The following is a 21,924-nucleotide window of genomic DNA, read 5'->3' on the forward strand; positions in this document are numbered from 1 at the left end:
ATGGCCCAGCCCAACACGCCGGACTGGATGAGGCCGCTCTGGGTTCGCGTGCTGCTTTGCGTGCTGCCGGCGGTCTGGGCCGGGGTCGAACTCTACAATGGCAACCAGTTCTGGGGCCTGATGTTCGCGGCTGTCGCCGCCTATGGGCTGTGGACCCAGGTCATTCAATATCGTCCGCCGGAAGAGTGAAGCTGGCGGGCTTCAATCCCCTTCGAACGGAGCCGGTATGAGCACCTATCCCGTCTATGCATTCGACAATGCCATCGTGCGCCTGCCGCCGGCGAGCGTGATCCAGGGCCTGCGGGCCGAGGATCGGGGTGCGCCGACCCATGAAGGGGTTTCGACCGAGCACCGCCTCTATATCGAGGCCTTGCAGGCTGCGGGGGTTGCCGTCGAGGTACTGCCTGCCCTGGAGACTTTCCCGGATTCGCTGTTCGTGGAAGATCCGGCCCTGGTGTTCCCGGAAGGCGCGATCCTGCTGCGGGTCGGCGCCAAGAGCCGTTTCGGCGAGACGGCCGAGATTGCGCCCGTGCTGCGCGGCCGCTTCGACAAGGTCCTGGCGTTGCAGGGGCCGGGTTTTGTCGATGGCGGTGATGTGCTGGTGACGCCCCAGGCGGTGATGATCGGCCTCTCCGACCGCACCACGCGGGAAGGTGCGGAGGAACTGATCCGCCTGTTGGCTGAACTCGGCCGCAAGGGCGTCGTCGTCACCACGCCGCCGGGTGTGCTGCATTTCAAGTCCGATTGTTCGTTGCTCGACGATACCACCATGCTGTCGACGGACCGACTCGCCGCTTCGGGCGTGTTCGAGGGCATGCGGGTACTGCTGACGCCGGAAGGCGAGGAGGCGGGTGCCAACGCGTTGCGGGTGAACGACCGGATTTTCGTCGGCATCGACTATCCCCGCACGGCAACCTTGCTCGAAGCTGAAGGCTATAGTGTCGTCCGGCTGCCGACATCTCAGATCGCCAAGATCGATGCAGGCCTGTCCTGCATGTCGCTGCGCTGGCACGCCTGAGGCGGCGTTCCGCCGCCAATATCCGTAGACTTTCGTGAAGACTGAGCCCGGGGAACCGATTCTCGACCGGCGTCTCGGGTTCGGTCGTTTCTCAGTGCGGTTTCATCGTCTTGGCGAAACCAGCCTCCAGGCGCCTGTAGACAGCTTCGATCACCAGCGTGGTGATGAGATAGCCGACCGCCACCACCAGGAGTGGCGTATAGGTGATCGCCTCGCGTGAGCGGATGATGTTGATCTGGCCCAGAAGGTCCTGGACGCTGACCAGATAGGCCAGAGCGGTCGATTTCAGGCAGAGCACCGTCTCACCGGCAAAGGTCGGCATCATCGCCTGCATGGCGCGGGGCAGCCAGATGCGGCGCACCAGCGCGAAGCCGCGAAAGCCGTAGGCGCGAGCCGCTTCCAACTCGCCACGGGGCACCGACAGCAGGGCCCCGCGCACGACTTCGCCGACATAGGCGCCGACACTCAGCACCAGGGCGAAGATGACGTAGTAATAGCCATCCTTCAGGATCGGCCAGATGAAGGATTGCCGGATGCCGGGGATGGAAGGAAAGAGCGAGCCCAGGCCCTGGTAATAGACGAACATCTGCACCAGCAAGGGCGTGCCGCGAATGACGGACACGAAGCTGGAGGCGATGGCGTAGACCAGCTTGTTCTTGGAAACCCGGCCGAAGCCGACCAGAACGGCCAGGGGAAAACCGAAGAGCAGTGAGAAGAACAGCAGCTTCAATGTGGTGAAGAAGCCGCTGAGGATGGCCGGCCAATATTTGCCGATCCAGCCGAAATTGTCGAAAAACCAGCTTGCCAGATCCGCGGCCATGGTCACCCCAGCTTGGGAGTCCAGCGCCGGATGTGACGCTCGAACATTTTGATGAAGATGTTGGAGAATTGCGTCAGCGCGTAATAGATCGCGCCGCAGAGCAGCAGGAAGGGAAAATACATGCGCGTCGACGCGGCAGCCTGCACGGCCGTGAAGGTGAGCTCGTTATAGCCGACCACGAAAATCAGCGCCGAGTCCTTCAGCATGGTCATCCAGAGATTGGTCAGGCCGGCAAAGGCGAAGGGAATCATCAAGGGCAGGACGACGCGCCGGAACAGGCCGAAGCCATGCATGCCATAGGCGCGGGCCGCCTCGACCTGGCCTTTCGGCAAGGCGAGCACGGCACCGCGCAGAATCTCCGAGGTATAGGCACCGTTGACCACGCCGAGCACAGTGATGGCGGCGAAGAAACCGCCGATTCCCAGCGTGCCGTAACCCAGCCAGGCCATCAGGGCATTGAGGCCCTGCTGGCCGGCATAATAGAGGATCAGGATCAGCAGCACCTCGGGCACGGCGCGGCAGATGGTGGAGTAGCCATTGGCGAGCGCGACCAGCCAGCGCGGCCCACGCAATTTGGCCCAGGCGACGAGGCCGCCGATCAACAGGCCGGTCAGATAGCCACCGACCGAGATTTCGATGGTGATGACCAGGCCCTGGAGCAGCGATACGCCCCAGCCGGTCATCAGCAGATTCCAGAAAGCTTCCACGCCCGACCCCGCAGAAAGAAGAGGAGCCGGCCTGAACTCTCAGGCCGGCTGGAGAAAGCTCGGTTCAGCTCAATAGGAGCGAACCCAGCGGCCTGCCTCATTTCGGCGGCGTACCGACGTCGTACTTGAAGTATTTCTTCTGGATCGCATCGAACTCGCCATCGGCATAGACGGCCTTGATGCCGGCATCGAGCTTTGCCTTCAGGTCGGTGTCCTCTTTGCGCAGGCCTCCGCCGACGCCGGCTTCGAACACCGGATCCTTGGGGAAAAGCTTCATCTCGCAGCATTGGCCGTCCTTGCCGGCCAGGAAGTCGTCGAGCGCGGCGGCATCGGCCATCACCAAGTCGAGACGGCCCGCCGCCAGATCGGCATTGGCCTGATCCTGGGTACCGTAGCTCTTGATGTCGGCATCGGGATAGGTCTTCTGGACATATTGGGCGTGAATGGTGCTGGTCTGCACGCCGATCGACTTGCCTTTCATGCCCTCCGGCGTGAAGTCGAACTTGTCGGCCTTGTTGCCGATGAATTCCGGCGGCGTGTTGTAATAGCGGATGGTGAAGCCGATCTGGGCCGAGCGTTCCGGCGTGATCGTCATCGAGGCCCAGATCACGTCGATCTTCTTGGCGATCAGGGCGGGGATGATGCCATCCCAGGCGGTGGCGACGACCTCGCAGTCGAGCTTGGCGGCCTTGCAGACAGCCTTGGCCAGATCGACTTCGAAGCCGACCCACTGGCCGGAGGCGTCCTTCGAAGCGAAGGGCGGATAGGGTTCGGCCGCGACGCTGACCTTGATGGTGTCGGCCTGGGCTGAGGCGAAGGCCACACCACAAAAGAAGGCGCTCGCCACGAGGAACTTGGCGTTGAAGTGTTTCATTTTGGTCCCCTGATGGATGTCTGTTTTTTCAACGTTTTCTTGGGTTTTCGTACTTGATGCGTGAGTTCTGGTGCCCTCCTGCCCCCCGAACTTTTTCGTCAAGCGAACCTGACTGCCATGCAGGTCGTGTTAGTGCTGGCGCGGCGTGACGAATTGACGGCAACGCTCGCTGTTGGGATTGCCGAACACCTTCCGTGGCGGGCCTTCCTCCTCGACATTGCCGTTGTAGAGATACATCACATGGTTGGCGACATCGCGGGCGAAGGCCATTTCGTGAGTCACCAGCAACATGGTGCGGCCCTCTGCGGCGAGATCGCGGATGACCTTGAGCACCTCGCCGACCAGTTCCGGATCGAGCGCCGAGGTCGGCTCGTCGAACAGCATCACCTTAGGGCGGATGGCAAGGGCGCGTGCGATCGCCGCGCGCTGCTGCTGGCCGCCGGAGAGGAAGGCGGGATAGACGTCCTTCTTGGCGTAGAGGCCGACCTTGTGCAGCAATTGCTCGGCATGGGCGATCGCCTCGGCCTTGCTTTCGCCAAGGACATGCACCGGCGCCTCGATGACGTTTTCGAGCACGGTGCGGTGCGCCCACAGATTGAAACTCTGGAACACCATGCCCAAACGGCTGCGGATGCGCTGGAGCTGCTTGTGGTCAGCCACCGACATGGCGCCATGGCCGTCCGGCTTCAGGCGAATCTCTTCGTTCCCGATCAGGATGCGGCCGGAATTGGGAACCTCCAGCAGATTCGTGCAGCGCAGCATCGTGCTCTTGCCCGAGCCTGACGCTCCGATCAGGGCGATGACATCGCCTTCATGGGCCGTAAGGGAAACGCCTTTGAGGACTTCCAGGAGGCCGAAACTCTTGTGAATATTGTCGAGTTGAACAACGGGTGTCCGGCTCGCTCCCGCTTGTGGGGCGTCCTCTGGCATAAAGCGACCTCATCTGACGTTCGGTTGCCCAGAACTGTATCAGCCATTTCAGTTTGCACAAGGTGCGGGCAGCCACTCTTGTCGATAACGACATGCTCTGGTCTTTATCCGCTGCATGAGATAGGCAGGTCGCGAAACTGGAACCCTGCCTATGTCGCTAGCCGCCTCCATTCGCAAAGTCCTGGTGCCGATCAATCGCGAGGGCTATCCCTTCCTCGGGATCGCCGGCGTGGCCACGCTGATTGCGCTGGTATGGATCAAGGTTCTGTTCTGGCCGCTGCTGATCATCACGGCCTGGGTCGCCTATTTCTTCCGCGACCCCCAGCGGGTGACGCCGGTGCGCGAGGGCCTGGTGGTCTCGCCGGCCGATGGCGTGGTCAGCCAGATCGCCAATGTGCTGCCGCCACCGGAGCTGGGACTGGCCAACCAGTCACTGTTGCGCGTCTCGGTTTTCATGAACGTCTTCGACTGCCACGTGAATCGCAGCCCAGTGACGGGGACGATCACCAAGATCGCCTACAAGCCCGGCAAGTTCCTCAACGCCGATCTCGACAAGGCCAGCGAGGACAATGAACGCAACAGCTTCATCATCGACACTGGAACCAGCCGCTACGGTGTGGTGCAGATCGCCGGCCTGGTGGCGCGGCGCATCGTCTGCTGGACCAACGAGAACGAGCACGTCGCCGTCGGCCAGCGCCTGGGCATGATCCGCTTCGGCTCGCGCGTCGACGTCTATCTGCCCGAAGGGGTGCGCCCCCTGGTCGGTATCGGCCAGAAGATGGTGGCCGGCGAGACGATCCTGGCGGATGCCAATGCCGCGATGCCGAATTTGACCCATCGCGTCGGCTGATCATGGACCCGCTCTTCCCGCCTTTTCAGCCTGGAAGTCCGGATCCCGAGGGAACGAAGCGGCGTGCCATTCCGCTGCGCGTGCTGATTCCCAACATGATCACGCTCCTCGCGCTCTGTGCGGGCATGACGGCCATTCGCCTGGCCATCGAGAACAAGCTCGACCTCGCCATCGGCTGTATCGTGGTCGCGGCGCTGCTGGACGGTATCGACGGGCGTGTGGCGCGTTATCTCAAGGGCACCTCGAAATTCGGTGCGGAACTCGATTCGCTTGCCGATTTCGTGAATTTCGGCGTGGTTCCCGGCATCGTCCTCTATTTTTGGGGATTGCACGATCTGCGATCCATTGGGTGGATCGGCTCGCTGGTTTTCGCCATCTGCATGGTGCTGCGCCTTGCCCGCTTCAACGTGACGAGCAGCGATCCCAACCGGCCGGCCTTCCAGGCGAACTTCTTCACCGGCATGCCCGCACCGGCCGGGGCCTGCACGGTGCTGCTGCCGATCTATCTGGATTTCCTCGGCCTCACGCATGAGCCGAGCCATGCCAAATATGAGCTCGCCTATGTGCTGCTCATCGCCTTCCTGATGATCTCCACCATCCCAACCTTCTCGGGCAAGAAGCTGGGCAACCGCATTCCGCGCGAATGGGTGCTGCCGATCTTCGTCGTCGCCGTGGTGGTGGTGATGCTGCTGGCGCTCTATCCGTGGGAGTCGCTGACTTCGCTAACCGTCGGCTATCTGGCGACCATTCCATTCGGCGTCATCTATTATCGCAAGCAGGCGCAGGCCCATCAGGCCTCGCTACAGGCGGAGCAGAAGAGCGAGTAAGCCGGTGAGCCGGTCTTCTCAGCTCCACCAAGAGATGGAGCGTGACCGGCAGCTCCCCTCCGGGAGCAAGACATATCAATGCCGGTCCGAAGACCGGCACACCGAATTACACCGGCTTGGCCAGCACGTGCTTCTTCTTGCCCATCGACAGCTTGATCACGCCGTCGGCGGTGACGTCGGCCTTGGTCAGCATAGCCTTGGGATCGCTGACCACGACGTCGTTGACCCTGAGGCCGCCGTTGGCGACCTGGCGGCGGGCCTCGCTGGTGGACGGCACCAGGCCTGCCTGCACGAAGGCATTGAGGAGGCCGACACCCTCGCTGAGGCCCGGCAGCTCGAAGCTCGGCAGGTCGCCGGCCAGCGTGCCTTCCTCGAAGGTCTTGCGGGCGGTTTCCTCGGCAGCCTCGGCCTTGTCGCGGCCATGGACGAGCGCGGTCGCCTCGGTGGCCAGGCGCTTCTTGGCTTCGTTGATTTCCGAACCACCAAGGGCGGCGAGGCGGGCAATCTCGTCAAGCGGCAAAGTGGTGAACAGCTTGAGGAAGCGTTCGACGTCGGCGTCCTCGGTGTTGCGCCAATACTGCCAGTAGTCATAGGCCGAGAGCATGTCGTCGTTGAGCCAGACGGCGCCGGCGGCGGTCTTGCCCATCTTGGCGCCCGAAGCGGTGGTCAGCAGCGGGCAGGTAAGGGCGTAGAGCTGCGGCGTGCCCATGCGGCGGCCGAGATCAATGCCGTTGATGATATTGCCCCACTGATCCGAACCACCCATTTGCAACACGCAGTCATGGCGCCTGGAAAGTTCTACAAAATCATAGGCTTGCAGGATCATGTAATTGAACTCGATGAAGGAGAGCTCCTGCTCGCGGTCGAGCCGCAGCTTCACCGAATCGAAGGACATCATGCGGTTGACCGAGAAGTGGCGACCGATGTCGCGCAGCATCTCGATATAATTGAGCTTGGTCAGCCACTCCGCATTGTCGGCCATGATGGCCTTGTCGTTCTCGTAGCTGATGAATTTGGAGAAGACGCGCTGGATGCTGCGCTTGTTTTCCTCGATCTGTTCGAGCGGCAGGATACGGCGGGTCTCGTCACGTCCCGACGGATCGCCCACGCGCGTCGTGCCGCCGCCCATCAGGGTGATCGGGCGATGGCCGGTCCGCTGCAGCCAGTGCATCATCATGATTGGTACGAGATGGCCGATATGCAGCGAGCTTGCCGTGAGATCGACACCGACATAGGCGGTGATGCGCCCGGCGGCCGCCTTTTCGTCGAGGCCCTCGAGATCCGATACCTGGTGGATATAGCCGCGCTCGGTCAGGGTACGCAGGAAATCGGATTTTAACGCGGTCATGGCAAACGCTCTCAAACGGCATATAACTTCTCTAGGCGCCGTCTAACAGGTTTGGCGGCGCTTTGGTACAGGGGTGCCGAGAAATCGGGTGATTTGCGCATGAAGACGATGATGACGGCACTCGGGCTGATGTCCGGGACCTCGATGGACGGTATCGACGCCGCCCTGATCGAGACGGATGGTCTTGATACGGTCGAGATGGGACCGACGGTCGAACTCGCCTATAGTGAGGAAGAGCGCACTTTACTGCGGCGGGCTCTCGCCGATGCGGTGGCGGTGAAGAGTCGTAACGAGCGCCCCGGCGCTCTGGTCGCGGCCGAGCGGCTGATCACCCGCAAACATGCCGACGTCGTTTCGGATTTCCTGAAGGCGCATGATCTCAGTCCTGACGATATCGATGTCATTGGCTTTCATGGCCAGACGGTGCTGCATCGCCCGCAGGAACGGCTGACGGTGCAACTCGGCGATGGTCAGGCGCTGGCCGACAGTCTCGGTATCCGGACCGTCTATGACATGCGGGCCGCCGATGTCGCCGAAGGGGGGCAGGGCGCGCCACTGGTGCCTGTCTATCACCAGGCGCTGGTGCAAGCCGCCAAACTGGCCGGTCCCGTCGCCGTACTCAATCTCGGCGGTGTCGGCAATGTCAGCTACGTCGCCAAGGGGCGCGATCCGATTGCCTTCGACACCGGACCCGCCAATGCGCTGATCGACGATCTGATGATGGAGCGCACCGGTGTCGCCCTGGACCAGGACGGCCGGCAGGCCCTGGCCGGCAAGGTCGACGAGAACATACTCGGCCAATTGATGGCGCATCCCTATTTCGGTGAGGCACCACCCAAATCGCTCGACCGCAACGCTTTTTCCCGCGAGGCGGTTGCGGATCTGCCCACGCCGGATGCGGTGGCGACCCTGGCCGCCTTCACCGCTCGCAGCGCGGCGGCGGCGCGGCAATGGCTGCCTGCCGAGCCGAAATTATGGATCGTCTGCGGTGGCGGTGCCCGCAATCCGGCAATTCTCAATTTCCTGCGCGCCGAGACCGGCGTGCCGGTGCGTACGGCTGACGAGTTCGGCTGGTCGGCTGCCATGATGGAAGCGCAGGCTTTTGCCTATCTGGCTGCTCGATCCCTGAAGGAGCTACCCTTGACCTTTCCATCCAGCACCGGCGTCGGCAAGGCGCTCACCGGCGGCATTCTTGCTGTGCCGGGCCAGAAGCGGGTGGGCGCATGATCGGTCGCCTCAATCACGTCGCCATAGCCGTGCGCAACCTCGATGCTGCGACATCCGTCTATCGCGATACGCTCGGCGCGCATGTTTCGCAGCCCCAGGCCCTGCCGGAGCACGGCGTCACCGTGGTCTTCATCGAATTGCCCAACACCAAGATCGAGCTCCTGGAACCACTGGGCGAGAACTCGCCGATCGCCCGTTTCCTCGACAAGAATCCCGACGGCGGTATGCACCATATCTGCTACGAGGTCGACGACATCCTGACCACCCGGGACCAGTTGAAACAGGCTGGAGCGCGTGTTCTCGGCGATGGCGAACCGAAGATCGGTGCGCACGGCAAGCCGGTCCTGTTCCTGCATCCCAAGGATTTCTCGGGAACGCTGGTGGAGCTAGAACAGGTTTGAGGCGCGACAACCTTCTCCCCTTGCGGGAGAAAGCAAATGCGCTTCATTCGTCTTGAGTGAAAGGTATCGACTCAGCCGTTGCTCTTGCGCCGGATCGGCGTGAGCAGGAAGGACGGCACGTGGTCGCCCATGCCGATCACAACCGGACCGTCATCCTCGTCGCGCCGATGGGGCCTGGAGGATTGCGGGCGGCGCTGTTCAGTCGTTTGCTGCGGCTCGTGGCGCGGCACTTTGGGCGTCTCGTCGCGTTCGCGCGCTGGTTTCGCCTCGCGTTCGCGCGGGGGCTCCACCTCGCGGGATTTGGCCTCGCGAGACTTGCCCTGCTGCCGAGGCTCCTCGCTTTTGCCGCCGCGCTCGCGACGTCCGCGCCGCGGCTTGGCGTGGATCTCTTCCTCGTCGTCCCCCTCGATCGGAGGCGGATCGCCGGTGAAGGGAATCTTGATGCCCGTCAACGTCTCGATGGCCGCGACATGCTTGCCGTCAGCCGAGGAAACCAGCGAGAAGGCCCAGCCGGAGCGGCCCGCGCGGCCGGTGCGCCCGATGCGATGAATGTAATCGTCGGCATGGACAGGCACGTCGAAATTGAAGACATGGCTGACTTCGGGAATATCGAGGCCGCGCGCGGCGACGTCCGAAGCCACCAGGATCGGCATCTCGCCATTGCGGAAACTTTCCAGCGCGGCCATCCGGGAGCGCTGATCCATGTCGCCATGCAGCGCGACGGCACCGAAGCCGTGGCGAACCAGCGACCGGTGCAGGATGGCGACTTCCGACTTGCGGTTGCAGAAGACGATGGCGTTCTGGAGGTTCTCCGCCGAGCGGATCAGCCGACGCAGGGTCACGCGCTTTTCGGCGGGCGTCGACTTGGTGTGCACCAGCGCCTGGGTGATCGTGGCGGCAGCGGTGGCGGGGCGGGCGACCTCTACCTGTACCGGATTGTGCAGGAACTGGTCGGTGATGCGCTTGATCTCGGCCGGCATCGTCGCGGTGAAGAACAAGGTCTGCCGGGTGAAGGGCACCAGTTTGCAGATGCGTTCGATGTCGGGGATGAAGCCCATGTCGAGCATGCGGTCGGCTTCGTCGATGACGAGAAGCTCCACGCCGGTGAGCAGCAGCTTGCCACGCTCGACATGATCGAGCAGGCGGCCGGGCGTGGCGATCAGCACGTCGACGCCACGGGTGATCTTGGCGTCCTGGTCACCGAAGGAAACGCCGCCGATCAAGAGGGCGACCGACAGGCCGCTCTTGTTGCCATAGCGGTCGAAATTCTCCTGGACCTGTGCCGCCAATTCGCGGGTCGGCTCCAGGATCAGCGTGCGCGGCATGCGGGCGCGGGCGCGGCCCTTCTCCAGCAGCGTCAGCATCGGCAGCGTGAAGGCCGCCGTCTTGCCGGTGCCCGTCTGGGCGATGCCGAGTACGTCGCGGCGCTGCAGCACGTGCGGAATGGCCTGTGCCTGGATGGGCGTGGGGGTAGTGTATCCGGCCGCTTCCACAGCAGCGAGGACCTTTGACGAGAGACCGAGTTCAGCGAAGCTCATTGCGGAAATGTCGAACCTACAGAGGCCGCCCCGATCGGACGGCAGAGGGCGGCTCGCATCGCCGCACGGACGAACAGGGCCCTATCGGGTGGGCCCGGACGGCGCGACCATAGGGTTAGGCCAGGAAATGTCAATGGTTTTGCCAGCTAAAGCCACGATTTCCGCTTGTTTCTCAGACCTTTTCTGCAGATTTGCAGCTTGCTCGGCGATGGCCACGATGATGACGCGGCAAGGGGGCACGCCCAAACAGGCGGGATGACGATCCTTCCGTTACGTCAGTTTTGGTCGCAACGAGGCTGGTGAAGGGTACAAAAGCAAGAAGGCGGGCATTGGCCCGCCTTCTTCTGCATGGGGTTGAATGGGCCTTACTGAGCCGCGGTTTCAGGCTTCTTCTTGGCGGGTTTGACCGGGGGCTTGGCCGGCTTGGCTTCGGCGGTCTTCACCGGGCGCGGCTTGGGCTTCTTGACCACAGGCGCTTCGGTGGCGTCGCCGAAACGCTCGTTGATCTTGCGTGCGATGGGATCATCGCGTTGGGCTTCCGGATCCATCGGCAGAATCGTCTCGATCGGATCGGCTTGGTCGATCGAACCGGTCTGATCCTGAATGATCGGAAATTGCGGCGCGACGGTGGGATCGGCAGCGGCCTGCATCGAATTGGCATTGGCCGCAGGCAGAGGTGCAGCCGGCGCCGGAGCGAGGTTGGCAATGACCGGTGCCGTCACAGGGGCTGGCACAGTCACCGCCGCGGCGGCGGCTGATACGGCCGGTGTTGCGTGGATTGAGCGGGCGGCGTCGATGGCGCCGACGAAAGCCACAAAACCAGCGGCAACCAAGGCACCTTCTCGTTTCAGTTTCCAGTGATGGCGGGCCCGATAGGCAGTGTGCCAAAGCCAGCCGACAGTGATATCGACAGCACTTGCGACCAACATGACGAACTCCAACTCAACGCGACCTCAGTGAGAATCACTATTGCGCGGGATGGTGAAGAAAAACTTGCCAAGGCGAATCAAGACGCAAGAAATTTTACCGGGGTAAGTTTTGTCAGGCGGTGTGAAGGGGGTTTTCTGGGAGCGCGGACTTCTCAGCCCCGTGAATTCACGGGGCGATGTCCGCTCTTCTCCCTCTGTTGGCGCGATGTTTCCAGGAGCGGACTGGAAGTCCGCACTCCAGGCCTACAGCAAAGCTCGGATCTTCGCGGCATGCTGGGCGAGGACGGCGTGATCGGCCATGGCGCGGGGACGGACGGGAACACCCGTCTTCATTGGCAAGATGTGGAAATGGATATGCGGCACTTCCTGCCCGCCCGAGACTTCCGAATGCAGGCGCAGCGTGTGGCCGTCCGCGCCGAACGCTTTACAAGCGGCCAGGGAGACCTTCTGGGCGACCTGAACGAGATAGCCGAGTTCCTCCGGCGCTACATCGAAGATGTTGCGGGCGGGCTTCTTGGGGATCACCAGGGCGTGGCCGTCGACGATAGGCATGATGTCGAGAAAGGCGAGGGTGCGATCATCCTCGTAGAGCGTGTGGTTAGGAATTTCCCCACGCAGCAGCTTGGCGAAGATGTTGTCGGGATCATAAGCGGTCATGCCGCTATCCTTTCCTGAAGGGCGTTGCCTCGTCGAGAGCTTCGTGATGGGCGGCAATCTCAGCGCGTTCATGCGCGAGATAGTCGTCGACCGCCCGACGGAAACCGGGATCGGCAATATAATGGGCGGAATAGGTTGTCACGGGCCGATAGCCACGAGCGAGCTTGTGCTCGCCCTGGGCCCCGGCTTCCACGCGCCGCAGACGGCGTTCGATGGCGAACTCGATGGCCTGATGGTAGCACACCTCGAAATGCAGGAAGGGATGGTCCTCGATACAGCCCCAATTCCGGCCGTAAAGCGTGTCGGAACCGATGAAGTTGATGGCTCCGGCGATGTAACGTCCCTCGCGCCTGGCCATCACCAGCAGGACATGCTCGGCCATGGTCTCGCCGATCAAGGCATAGAATTTGCGGTTGAGATAGGGGCGCCCCCATTTGCGGGAGCCTGTATCCATATAGAAGCCATAGAAGGCGTCCCAGGCCTCCTTCGTAATAGCCGTTCCGGTCAGCCTTTCGATGGTGATGCCGTTGACGAGCGCATCGCGCCGCTCGCGCTTGATGGTCTTGCGCTTGCGTGAAGCAAGAGAGGTCAGAAAGGCCTCGAAATCGTCATAGCCCTCATTGAGCCAATGGAACTGCTGGTCGGTGCGCTGCAGGAACCCCTGGCCGCCAAGCCATTGCCAGTCGCCATGGCCGATGAAGGTGGCGTGGATCGAGGAGCCGCCGATGGAAGACAGGGCTGCCTTGGCGCCTCTCACCAGGGCGGATGAGACGAGCTCGGGATCCTCGTCCGGGGCGACGAGGAAGCGGCGGCCCGTGGCCGGCGTGAAGGGGATGCTGACCTGGAGCTTGGGGTAATACTGCCCGCCGGCGCGCTCATAGGCATCGGCCCAGCCCCAGTCGAAGACATATTCGCCCTGGCTGTGGTTCTTGCCGTAAGCGGGCATGACGCCGGCGACGCGACCGTCTTCATGGGTGACGAAGAGATGAAGAGGCGTCCAGCCCGAGCGCCCGCCGACACAGCCGCTCGCTTCGAGCGCGTGCAGGAAATCGTAGGAAATGAAGGGATTGAAATGCTCGGCCGAGGGATCTGGAGCCGCCACTTCGTCCTCGGCGCCCAGCCGTCGGCTAGAAGAACAAGGCTGGGGCGTTGCGGCGAGGGGATTGGCACAGCGATCCCAGGCCTGGCGTCCAATGGCTTCGATCGAGGAAGCTGCCTTGATCGTAAAGCCGTGTTCGCTCAAGCTCGCATTCCCTCTACTGACGCCTGCCAGAGGAATTTGGGCACAATCGTCCCGGATGCAAGGGGCATGGTTCAAACTCATGCCCCTGCCAAAGCTCGACCTCAGGGCGTTTTGCGATTCGGCGGAGACGCCAGGAAATGCAAGGACGCGCCGAAACAAAGAACTAAAGCAAAGAAGCGTTCGGCTTGAATGCGCTTTGCTCTAGGCGACTTCGATCAGGGCTTCCACCTCGACAGTGGCGTCGAGAGGAAGCGAGGGCACGCCCACGGTGGAGCGGGCATGGCGTCCCTTGTCGCCGAACACCTCGACCATCAGGTCGGAGGCACCGTTCATCACCATCGGATGGGTGGTGAATTCCGGAGCAGCGGCGATGAAGCCGCCGAGGCGGACCACGCGCACCACATTGTCGAGGGAGCCGACGGCGGCCTTGATCTGCGCCAGAATGTTGATGGCGCAGTAACGGGCCGCGACGCGGGCGTCCTCGACCGTGACCGTGCCGGTGCCGAGCTTGCCGGTCGCGGCCAGCTTACCCTCATGGTTGAAGCAGAGTTGGCCCGAGATCACGAGGTGATTGCCGGTGCGCACCGTGCCGACATAGTTGGCGACAGGAGCGGCCGGGGTGGGCAGGGTGATGCCGAGTTCGGCAAGGCGGGCGTCGATGGCGGACATAGAGGGACCTCATTGGGAAGGGCGGACATCTCGTCCGCTCTTGGACGCAGTGCGACTATGAAAGGAAGAGCGGGCTGGAAGCCCGCGCTCCAGAAATCAGGCCATGGCCTTCTTGAGGTTCTCGTCGATCTTGTCGAGGAAGCCGGTGGTCGACAGCCAACTCTGATCGGGGCCGACCAGCAGGGCCAGATCCTTGGTCATGAAGCCGGTCTCGACCGTGGAAACGCAGACCTTCTCCAGCGTGGCGGCGAATTTGGCGAGTTCGGCATTGTCGTCGAGCTTGGCGCGATGGGCAAGGCCGCGCGTCCAGGCGAAGATCGAGGCGATGGAGTTGGTCGAGGTCTCCTTGCCCTTCTGGTGCTCACGGTAATGGCGCGTCACCGTACCGTGGGCGGCTTCGGCTTCCACCGTCTTGCCGTCGGGGCTGAGCAGCACGGAGGTCATCAGGCCGAGCGAGCCGAAGCCCTGGGCCACGATGTCGGACTGCACGTCGCCATCATAGTTCTTGCAGGCCCAGACATAGCCGCCGGACCATTTCAGCGCCGAAGCGACCATGTCGTCGATCAGGCGATGCTCATAGGTGAGCTTGCGCTTGTCGAATTCGGCCTTGAATTCACTCGCGAAGACTTCGGCGAAGATGTCCTTGAAGCGCCCGTCATAGATCTTGAGGATGGTGTTCTTGGTCGACAGGTAGACCGGGAAATTGCGGGCCAGACCGTAATTGAACGAGGCGCGCGCAAACTCCCGGATGGACTCGTCGAGATTGTACATGGCCAGCGCCACGCCATCGCCCGGCGACTTGAACACTTCCTTCTCGATCACCGTGCCGTCCTCGCCGACGAACTTGATCGTCAGCGTACCCTTGCCGGGGAAGCGGAAATCGGTGGCGCGATACTGGTCGCCGAAGGCATGGCGGCCGACGACGATCGGCTGAGTCCAGCCCGGTACCAGGCGCGGTACGTTGCGACAGATGATGGGCTCGCGGAAGATCACACCGCCGAGGATGTTGCGGATGGTGCCGTTGGGCGACTTCCACATTTCCTGGAGATTGAACTCTTTCACACGGGCTTCGTCCGGCGTGATGGTGGCGCATTTCACTGCCACGCCGTGGCGCTTGGTGGCCTCGGCCGCCTCGACGGTAACCTTGTCGCGGGTCTTGTCCCGGTTCTCGATGCTGAGGTCGTAATAGTCAAGCTGGAGGTCGAGATAGGGGAAGATCAGCTTGTCCTTGATCTGCTGCCAGATGATGCGGGTCATCTCGTCGCCATCCATATCGACGACCGGATTGGCCACCTTGATCTTCGCCATCGTACAAGCCTCATTCATTGGGAAATATCGGCGGCGCTATAGCACCGCCTTTCGGCCGGGGGAAGTTCGCCGGAGCAAAGTGCGTTTGGGGGAAAACGCACTTTGGCCTAACTCCCCGGTTCAACGCGTCTTTGCGATTTGAGGCGTCTCATTCAAATCAAAAAAGCTTGAGGCAGGGACAATGGCTGTTTGCCGGGCGAAACCCGGTCTTCATGGCGAGGCCTGGGCCTGCTTGGCCTCGGCGACCAGCCTGTCGTCGATTTCGCGGGCCCGGATGGCGGCGGGACGGTTGGCGATTCGCTGCCAATAGGCGGCGAGAGCCGGGCGCGGTTCGATCGTCTTGAACATCAGGCCCCAGCCGATCTGCGAACCGAAATAGACATCCGCCGCCGAAAAGCGGTCTCCTGCGATGAACTCGTTCTGGGAGACCGCATAGTCGAGCGCATCGATCACGTCGGCATAGCAGCCATAGCCGACCATGCGCTTGCGCTCGTCGGGGATCTCGATATTGAGCGCCTTGTTGGTCACGGCGGCCTCGACCGGGCCGGCCGCGAAGAACATCCAGCGATAATAAAGGCCCCGCTGCGGCGAGCCGGATGGAGGCGCCAGTTCGGCCTGCGGAAAGGCATCGGCGAGATAGGCGCAGACGGCGCCGCCCTCGGTGACGACCACGCCCCGATGCGAAATGGCCGGCACCTTGCCCATCGGGTTGAGGGCGAGATAGTCGACGGACTTCATGCTGGTGCCGAAGTCGAGGATCTCGGTGCGATAGGGCTGGCCGGTTTCCTCGAGCATCCAGCGGGCAATGCGGCCGCGCGACATTGGATTGGTGTAGAAGACGAGTTCATCGCTCATGGGATTGCCCTCCTGGAGGTGGTGGCGGGAGCATAGCCATGCGGCCGGATTTGGCCAGGGGCGCGCCTTCGCATCATTCTTGGACGATAGGGCGCGACCAGCCTTACCCCGCCTTGTGGAGAAGGCTGGTCGCGATTGATTCTGCTCTCTCTAGGCGCGTTTCACCTGCGCCAGCGCGGCGTTGAGGGTGGCACTCGGACGCATCACGGCTTCGCATTTCTGCCGGTCGGGCAGATAATAGCCACCAATATCCGCGGGCTTGCCTTGCACGGCCGCGAGTTCGGCCAGGATCTTGGTTTCGTCGCGCGCCAGCGTCTCGGCCAGCGGCTTGAACTGCGCCTGCAACGCGGGGTCGTCCGTCTGGCCGGCGAGCTCCTGCGCCCAATACAGCGCCAGATAGAATTGGCTGCCCCGGTTGTCCAACTCGCCGGTGCGAGGCGAGGGGGACTTCCTGTTGTCCAGAAGCCTGCCGGTCGCAGCGTCCAGCGTCTTGGCGAGCAGCTTGGCCTTGGCATTGCCCGTCTTGATGCCGAGATCCTCCAGCGAGACGGCCAGCGCCAGGAATTCGCCCAGCGAATCCCAACGCAGATGGTTTTCCTCCACCAATTGCTGCACATGCTTGGGAGCCGAGCCGCCGGCGCCCGTTTCATACATGCCGCCGCCGGCCATCAAGGGTACGATCGACAGCATCTTGGCCGAGGTGCCGAGCTCCATGATGGGGAACAGGTCGGTGAGGTAATCGCGCAGGATGTTGCCGGTGACCGAAATCGTGTCCAGGCCACGGATCACCCGCTCCAGCGTGTAGCGCATGGCGCGCACCTGGCTCATGATCTGGATGTCGAGACCGGTGGTGTCGTGGTCGCGCAAATAGGTCTTCACCTTGGCGATCAACTGCGCCTCGTGCGGGCGATACGGGTCCAGCCAGAACAAAGCCGGCATGCCCGAATTGCGGGCGCGGGTGACCGCGAGCTTGACCCAGTCGCGAATGGCCATGTCCTTGACCTGGCACATGCGCCAGATGTCGCCTTGCTCGACAGTCTCGCTCAGCAGCACCTCGCCGGTCGCAAGGTCGGTGATGTTGGCCACACCGTCCTCCGGGACTTCGAAAGTCTTGTCGTGCGAGCCATATTCCTCGGCCTGCTGCGCCATCAGGCCGACATTCGGCACAGTGCCCATGGTGCGGGGATCGAAAGCGCCGTGCCATTTACAGAAGTTGATCATCTCCTGATAGATGCGGGCGAAGGTGCTTTCCGGCATCACGGCCTTGACGTCCTTCAGGCGGCCGTCCGCGCCCCACATCTTGCCGCCATTGCGGATCATGGCTGGCATGGAGGCGTCCACGATGATGTCGTTGGGCGAGTGGAAATTGGTGATGCCCCTGGCCGAGTCGACCATCGCCAGTTCGGGCCGATGCTCGTGGCAGGCATGCAGATCGCGCTTGATCTCGTCCTGCTTGCTTTGCGGCAGGGTGGCGATCTTGTTGTAAAGGTCGACCATGCCGTTGTTGACGTTGACACCGAGCTCGTCGAACAGCTTGCCATGCTTGGCGAAGGCGTCGCGGTAGAAGATCTTCACGCAGTGACCGAACACGATGGGGTGCGACACCTTCATCATGGTCGCCTTCACGTGGAGCGAGAACATCACGCCGGTCTTGTGCGCGTCCTCGATCTGTTGTTCGTAGAAATCCAGCAGCGCCTTCTTGCTCATGAACATCGAATCGATGATCTCGCCATCCTGCAGCGAGATCTTGGGCTTGAGGACGATGGTCTCGCCGCTGTTGGTGATCAGCTCCATCTTGACCTCGCGCGCCTTGTTGAGCGTCAGCGACTTCTCACCATGATAGAAGTCCCCGTCATGCATGTGCGAGACATGCGTGCGTGAGGCCTGGCTCCAGTCAGCCATGCTGTGTGGGTTCTTGCGCGCATAGTTCTTCACCGCCAGCGGTGCGCGGCGATCCGAATTGCCCTCGCGCAGCACCGGGTTCACCGCGCTGCCGATACATTTGGCGTAGCGGGCGCGGATCACCTTTTCCTCGTCCGATTTGGGGTTCTCTGGATAGTCGGGGATCTTGTAGCCCTTGGCCTGCAATTCCCGAATGGCGGCCGCCAATTGCGCCACTGAGGCGCTAATATTGGGCAGCTTGATGATGTTGGTGTCGGGCAGCAGCGTCAGTCGGCCGAGTTCCGCCAGATTGTCGGGAACACGCTGCTCGTCGGTCAGGAATTCCGGGAACTCGCCCAGGATGCGGCCGGCGACCGAAATATCGCTGGTGGTGACGTCGATGCCGGCGGGCGCGGCAAAGGTGCGGACGATGGGCAGGAAAGCGGCCGTTGCCAGGGCCGGGGCTTCATCGGTCAGCGTGTAGATGATGGTGGGAGGTGTGGCGCTCATACGCTGGCTTCCTTGGCGGGTCGGAGTCAGGGCAAGAAAAAGCGCTCACGCCGACGCATGGATCGGCGCTGAGTGCTCCGTGAATTGCAGAATGGGGTGGTCAGGGGGCGTGTCTTTCCAGCAACGGGATGACCTCGATGACTTGCCGCTCGATGACCTCAGCAGCGTTTCCCGGAAAGACCCGCGGATGGATCGCACCGGCCGCAAATGTTTGAGACTTTGCAGGTTCCTCCCGATCATGCCGATGTCACGATTAAAAGGAACCTGTCGGTCGAAACTGCCACCTGCTTCGGGCTTCGGCAACTGATTTGTGCCTGCAGGCTTCCGCCATGTCATGGATGCGGGAGTACTGAGGAACCGGCACGGCAAAACACTCCCGGAGCGGGGCTCACGGGAGTGTCGGCAACACGTCTATGGCTGATGGGGCAGGCTTATCGAGGTCAGTTGCACACTTCGCGGGTGCGATAGATGTAGCTCTGCGCATAATCATCCCAGACGCGATAGCTCACCGTCCGACAGTCGTAATAGGTGGTGCGGCTATAGGTCTGCGTCACGCGGTAGGAATTGGAATAAGTGGGGTAATTGGAGGAGCTCGCATAGCCATTGTCGCAGTCATCGGCGAAGGACGCGGCGGTGGCGGCGGTGAAGGCCGTGGCGGCGAAGGCGAGGGTGAGAAAGGTCTTGCGCATAATCGTGGTCCTTTAAAGCCGGGTTCGTGCCCTTGTTGATGAAGGCATCCTAGCGACGCAGATCCGGCCCGGCGGTGCGTTCGGGCACATTGACCCGGACGCCGGCTGCCGCCCTGTATCCGTGGGAACAAGGACCGTCCTGGTTCTGACGGCGCAAAGAAGCTGTCATTATCCGCCGAATGGTCTATGCAGCCCGGACTTTTCCTGTTTCCAGGCCCCTGTCGTGATGTCCCAGTCGAATGCGAGCAATACCGTGACGCCTCCCGCCGTGATCCTGGTTCGCCCCCAGCTTGCAGAGAACATCGGCATGTGTGCGCGAGCCATGATGAATTTCGGCCTTAGTGAGATGCGCCTGGTTTCCCCGCGCGACGGCTGGCCGAAAAAGGGCGCACGCCAGGCGTCATCCGGCGCTTCTGCCGTGCTGGACAACGCCAGGCTGTTCGAGACCACCGAAGAGGCGATCGCTGATCTCAATTACGTCTTCGCCACCACCGCGCGCGAGCGCGGCCAGATGAAGGACGTGTTCGCTGCCGACGAAGGGGCTACGAAGATGCAGGCCTTGGCAGGGGAGGGCGCGCGCAGTGGCATCCTGTTCGGCCCGGAGCGCATGGGGCTTTCCAACGACGACGTGGTGCTCGCCGATGCCATCATTTCCTTTCCCGTCAGTCCCGCCTTCACCTCGATCAATCTCGCCCAGGCAGTGCTGCTGGTTGGCTATGAGTGGTGGAAGCTGGTCTCTGGCGGCAAGGCGCCGATCGCGCCTAGCCGAACCTCTCCGCCGGCAACGCGCGAGCATATGCTCGCCTTCTTCGACTATCTGGAGAAGGAACTCGACGCTGTTTCCTTCTTCTATCCGCCTGAAAAGCGCGAAATCATGGTGCGCAATTTCCGCAACATCTGGCATCGGCTGGCGATGACCGAACAGGATGTCCAGACCTTGCGCGGAGCGGTCACCTCGCTCATCGGCGGCCGGCAGGGCACGCGTATCAAGCGCGACTGAGCGAATCCGAACGCGAAACCCCTGTCATAAGGGGGCGCTAGGCTGCGCCCATTTCCATCGGAATGGGTGTTTCATGGCTGTCGAGATCGAACGCAAATTTCTCGTCCGCAACGACGACTGGCGCCAGCAGGTTCGGGGTTCCGCCATCATCCGGCAGGGTTATTTCTGCCGCACGCCGCTGCTGCGGGCGCGCATCCGCATCTATGGCGACAAGGGCTTCATCACGCTCAAGAGCGAACCGGGCACGAGGACCCGCCACGAGTTCGAGTATGAGATCCCCCAGGCCGATGCCGTCGAGATCATCAGGCGCTTCTCGATCGAGCCTCTCGTTTCCAAGACGCGTCACGATGTCCACCATGGTGGATTGGGCTGGGCCGTCGACGTGTTCACCGGAGCCAATGACGGCTTGGTGCTGGCCGAAGTGGAGCTCGAGCATGAGGATCAGCCGGTTTCATTGCCGGGCTGGGTCGGCGAGGAAGTGACGGGGGATCGGCGTTACGGCAATTCGAATCTGGCGCGTTTTCCCTTCACGAGCTGGAGTGAAGAGGCGCTGCCTGCCGATGTCTTTTGAGGAAATTCCCGGACGTGCCGCTTTGGGATCAAAAAAAGATCACGATTGAAACGCTTCATTCACTCATCTGGGTTTGAATAGGCGTGCGCCCGGTTGGGTAGTGCGTACGGGCAACACGACATGCAGCGATTGATTCCGGATGGTATCGATCATTCCGAAGAGCGTCCCAGGAAGGTTAGTCTTCTGGAGAGGGTCGACCTTCTGGCTGGCACGGTTTATGGAGCTGCGGTCATGTCTGACCGCGCTCCAACTGTCCTTGTCTTTGATTCCGGCCTCGGTGGCCTCACCGTATTTTCCGAATTGCGAGTGACGCTTTCCGGCGCGCGCTTCGTCTATGCCGCCGATGATGCCGTTTTCCCTTATGGACGCCTGGCCGAGGACGTCGTGGTCGAACGCGTCGTCGAGGTAATGGAGCGGCTGATCCCGCGTTATCAGCCGTCTTTGGTCGTCATTGCCTGCAACACGATCTCGACAATCGTCCTGCCCATTCTCCGCCGGCGCTTCTCCGTGCCCTTCGTCGGCACCGTGCCCGCGATCAAGCCGGCCGCCGCGCTGACGAAGACGGGGCGGGTGGCGATTCTCGCGACGCCTGGTACCGTCAAGCGTGACTATACGCGCGAGCTGATCCGTTCCTTCGCCGCCGCCATCGAGGTGGAACTCGTCGGCGCGGTGGGGCTGGCCAGCCTGGCGGAGGCCGTATTGCGCGGCCAGCCCGTCGAGGATGCGGCGATTGCTCGTGAAATCGCCCCCTGTTTCGTCGATCGTGACGGCAAGCGCACCGATGTGGTGGTGCTGGCCTGCACGCATTATCCGCTGGTGCTGGACGCGATGAAGCGGGTCGCCCCCTGGCCGGTCACCTGGCTCGATCCCGCCCCGGCCATCGCCCGCCGCGCCGCCGATCTCGCGGGCCCAATTCCTCCGCGCACGGTGGTGGAGGACGGTCTGGCCCTGTTCACCGGTGGCGCCGGCCTGACCGATGAACTTCGGAGCGTTCTTGCGGCCCGTGGCCTTCCTGCGGTTGCGGTGGAAACCCTGCCGCCTGGTTGGCATTAGAGCATAGAGCCGAAGAGGG

23 protein-coding genes are annotated in these 21,924 nt (G+C 62.3%); 9 read left to right on the plus strand and 14 right to left on the minus strand.

Translation table 11 applies throughout. The features are described from left to right. Window positions 1-189 carry a hypothetical protein gene (locus tag AB4037_RS25980; RefSeq protein ID WP_434956908.1) on the plus strand — a complete coding sequence of 63 codons (189 nt, stop codon included), beginning with the start codon at window positions 1-3 and terminating at the stop codon, window positions 187-189. A 37-nt stretch (window positions 190-226) separates the two neighbouring features. Next, the gene (locus AB4037_RS25985; protein ID WP_441773445.1) at window positions 227-1,018 is read left to right on the plus strand and encodes an arginine deiminase family protein; all 792 of its coding nucleotides are present in this window, start codon (window positions 227-229) and stop codon (window positions 1,016-1,018) included. Window positions 1,019-1,109: 91 nt separating this feature from the next. Here AB4037_RS25985 and AB4037_RS25990 read toward each other — a convergent pair whose 3' ends face one another. The 4 genes from AB4037_RS25990 to AB4037_RS26005 form a co-directional block, all read right to left on the minus strand. After that, window positions 1,110-1,838, minus strand: a complete 729-nt coding sequence (locus AB4037_RS25990) for an ABC transporter permease subunit (protein WP_434956906.1) — start codon at window positions 1,836-1,838, stop codon at window positions 1,110-1,112. Between the two features lie 2 nt (window positions 1,839-1,840). Next, a complete protein-coding gene (locus tag AB4037_RS25995) occupies window positions 1,841-2,521 on the minus strand; it encodes an ABC transporter permease (RefSeq protein ID WP_434959652.1) in 681 nt (226 codons plus the stop codon). Between the two features lie 121 nt (window positions 2,522-2,642). Beyond that, window positions 2,643-3,419: a transporter substrate-binding domain-containing protein gene (locus tag AB4037_RS26000; protein ID WP_441773446.1), complete on the minus strand. Its 777-nt coding sequence runs from the start codon at window positions 3,417-3,419 to the stop codon at window positions 2,643-2,645. 129 nt (window positions 3,420-3,548) lie between these two features. Beyond that, window positions 3,549-4,349, minus strand: coding sequence for an ABC transporter ATP-binding protein (locus tag AB4037_RS26005; protein WP_441773447.1), 801 nt, complete (start codon window positions 4,347-4,349; stop codon window positions 3,549-3,551). A gap of 151 nt (window positions 4,350-4,500) precedes the next feature. Between AB4037_RS26005 and AB4037_RS26010 the strand changes: the two genes are divergently transcribed. After that, window positions 4,501-5,199 (plus strand): phosphatidylserine decarboxylase, encoded by a 699-nt coding sequence (locus AB4037_RS26010; protein WP_434956903.1) that lies wholly within the window; start codon window positions 4,501-4,503, stop codon window positions 5,197-5,199. A 2-nt stretch (window positions 5,200-5,201) separates the two neighbouring features. Continuing rightward, window positions 5,202-6,026, plus strand: coding sequence for a CDP-diacylglycerol--serine O-phosphatidyltransferase (gene pssA / locus AB4037_RS26015; protein WP_434956902.1), 825 nt, complete (start codon window positions 5,202-5,204; stop codon window positions 6,024-6,026). A 106-nt stretch (window positions 6,027-6,132) separates the two neighbouring features. On the opposite strand, the gene tyrS is transcribed toward pssA, so the two are convergent. Further along, entirely contained in the window at window positions 6,133-7,374 is a 1,242-nt protein-coding gene (tyrS, locus tag AB4037_RS26020) for a tyrosine--tRNA ligase (protein ID WP_441773448.1), read from the minus strand. A gap of 99 nt (window positions 7,375-7,473) precedes the next feature. Here tyrS and AB4037_RS26025 point away from each other — a divergent pair, with 99 nt between their 5' ends. After that, complete coding sequence (locus tag AB4037_RS26025) at window positions 7,474-8,601, plus strand: anhydro-N-acetylmuramic acid kinase (RefSeq protein ID WP_434956900.1); 1,128 nt, start codon at window positions 7,474-7,476, stop codon at window positions 8,599-8,601. Beyond that, a complete protein-coding gene (gene mce, locus AB4037_RS26030) occupies window positions 8,598-9,002 on the plus strand; it encodes a methylmalonyl-CoA epimerase (protein WP_441773449.1) in 405 nt (134 codons plus the stop codon). The genes AB4037_RS26025 and mce overlap by 4 nt, the downstream gene beginning before the upstream one ends. A 71-nt stretch (window positions 9,003-9,073) precedes the next feature. On the opposite strand, the gene AB4037_RS26035 is transcribed toward mce, so the two are convergent. The 9 genes from AB4037_RS26035 to AB4037_RS26075 form a co-directional block, all read right to left on the minus strand. Then, window positions 9,074-10,540, minus strand: coding sequence for a DEAD/DEAH box helicase (locus AB4037_RS26035; RefSeq protein ID WP_441773450.1), 1,467 nt, complete (start codon window positions 10,538-10,540; stop codon window positions 9,074-9,076). Window positions 10,541-10,905: 365 nt separating this feature from the next. Continuing rightward, the gene (locus AB4037_RS26040; RefSeq protein ID WP_441773451.1) at window positions 10,906-11,469 is read right to left on the minus strand and encodes a hypothetical protein; all 564 of its coding nucleotides are present in this window, start codon (window positions 11,467-11,469) and stop codon (window positions 10,906-10,908) included. 243 nt (window positions 11,470-11,712) lie between these two features. Next, entirely contained in the window at window positions 11,713-12,126 is a 414-nt protein-coding gene (locus AB4037_RS26045) for an HIT family protein (RefSeq protein ID WP_441773452.1), read from the minus strand. Between the two features lie 4 nt (window positions 12,127-12,130). Continuing rightward, window positions 12,131-13,369, minus strand: a complete 1,239-nt coding sequence (locus tag AB4037_RS26050; RefSeq protein ID WP_441773453.1) for a GNAT family N-acetyltransferase — start codon at window positions 13,367-13,369, stop codon at window positions 12,131-12,133. Window positions 13,370-13,570: 201 nt separating this feature from the next. After that, window positions 13,571-14,038, minus strand: a complete 468-nt coding sequence (locus AB4037_RS26055; RefSeq protein WP_434956894.1) for a RidA family protein — start codon at window positions 14,036-14,038, stop codon at window positions 13,571-13,573. 96 nt (window positions 14,039-14,134) lie between these two features. Next, window positions 14,135-15,346: an NADP-dependent isocitrate dehydrogenase gene (locus tag AB4037_RS26060; RefSeq protein ID WP_434956893.1), complete on the minus strand. Its 1,212-nt coding sequence runs from the start codon at window positions 15,344-15,346 to the stop codon at window positions 14,135-14,137. 210 nt (window positions 15,347-15,556) lie between these two features. Further along, entirely contained in the window at window positions 15,557-16,201 is a 645-nt protein-coding gene (locus AB4037_RS26065; RefSeq protein ID WP_434956892.1) for a glutathione S-transferase family protein, read from the minus strand. A gap of 150 nt (window positions 16,202-16,351) precedes the next feature. Then, window positions 16,352-18,592 (minus strand): NADP-dependent isocitrate dehydrogenase, encoded by a 2,241-nt coding sequence (locus tag AB4037_RS26070; RefSeq protein WP_441773454.1) that lies wholly within the window; start codon window positions 18,590-18,592, stop codon window positions 16,352-16,354. A 440-nt stretch (window positions 18,593-19,032) separates the two neighbouring features. Next, window positions 19,033-19,281, minus strand: a complete 249-nt coding sequence (locus AB4037_RS26075; protein ID WP_441773455.1) for a hypothetical protein — start codon at window positions 19,279-19,281, stop codon at window positions 19,033-19,035. Between the two features lie 226 nt (window positions 19,282-19,507). On the opposite strand from AB4037_RS26075, the gene AB4037_RS26080 reads away from it, so the two are divergent. The 3 genes from AB4037_RS26080 to murI all read left to right on the plus strand — a co-directional run bounded on the left by AB4037_RS26080 (window position 19,508) and on the right by murI (window position 21,905). Further along, the gene (locus tag AB4037_RS26080) at window positions 19,508-20,281 is read left to right on the plus strand and encodes an RNA methyltransferase (RefSeq protein WP_441773456.1); all 774 of its coding nucleotides are present in this window, start codon (window positions 19,508-19,510) and stop codon (window positions 20,279-20,281) included. 73 nt (window positions 20,282-20,354) lie between these two features. Further along, complete coding sequence (locus AB4037_RS26085) at window positions 20,355-20,852, plus strand: CYTH domain-containing protein (protein WP_434956888.1); 498 nt, start codon at window positions 20,355-20,357, stop codon at window positions 20,850-20,852. A gap of 231 nt (window positions 20,853-21,083) precedes the next feature. Next, window positions 21,084-21,905, plus strand: coding sequence for a glutamate racemase (gene murI, locus AB4037_RS26090; RefSeq protein WP_441773457.1), 822 nt, complete (start codon window positions 21,084-21,086; stop codon window positions 21,903-21,905). The last annotated feature ends 19 nt before the right edge of the window (window positions 21,906-21,924 follow it).

Origin of the sequence: Labrys sp. KB_33_2, assembly GCF_052114505.1 — a bacterium.
Classification (GTDB): domain Bacteria; phylum Pseudomonadota; class Alphaproteobacteria; order Rhizobiales; family Labraceae; genus Labrys.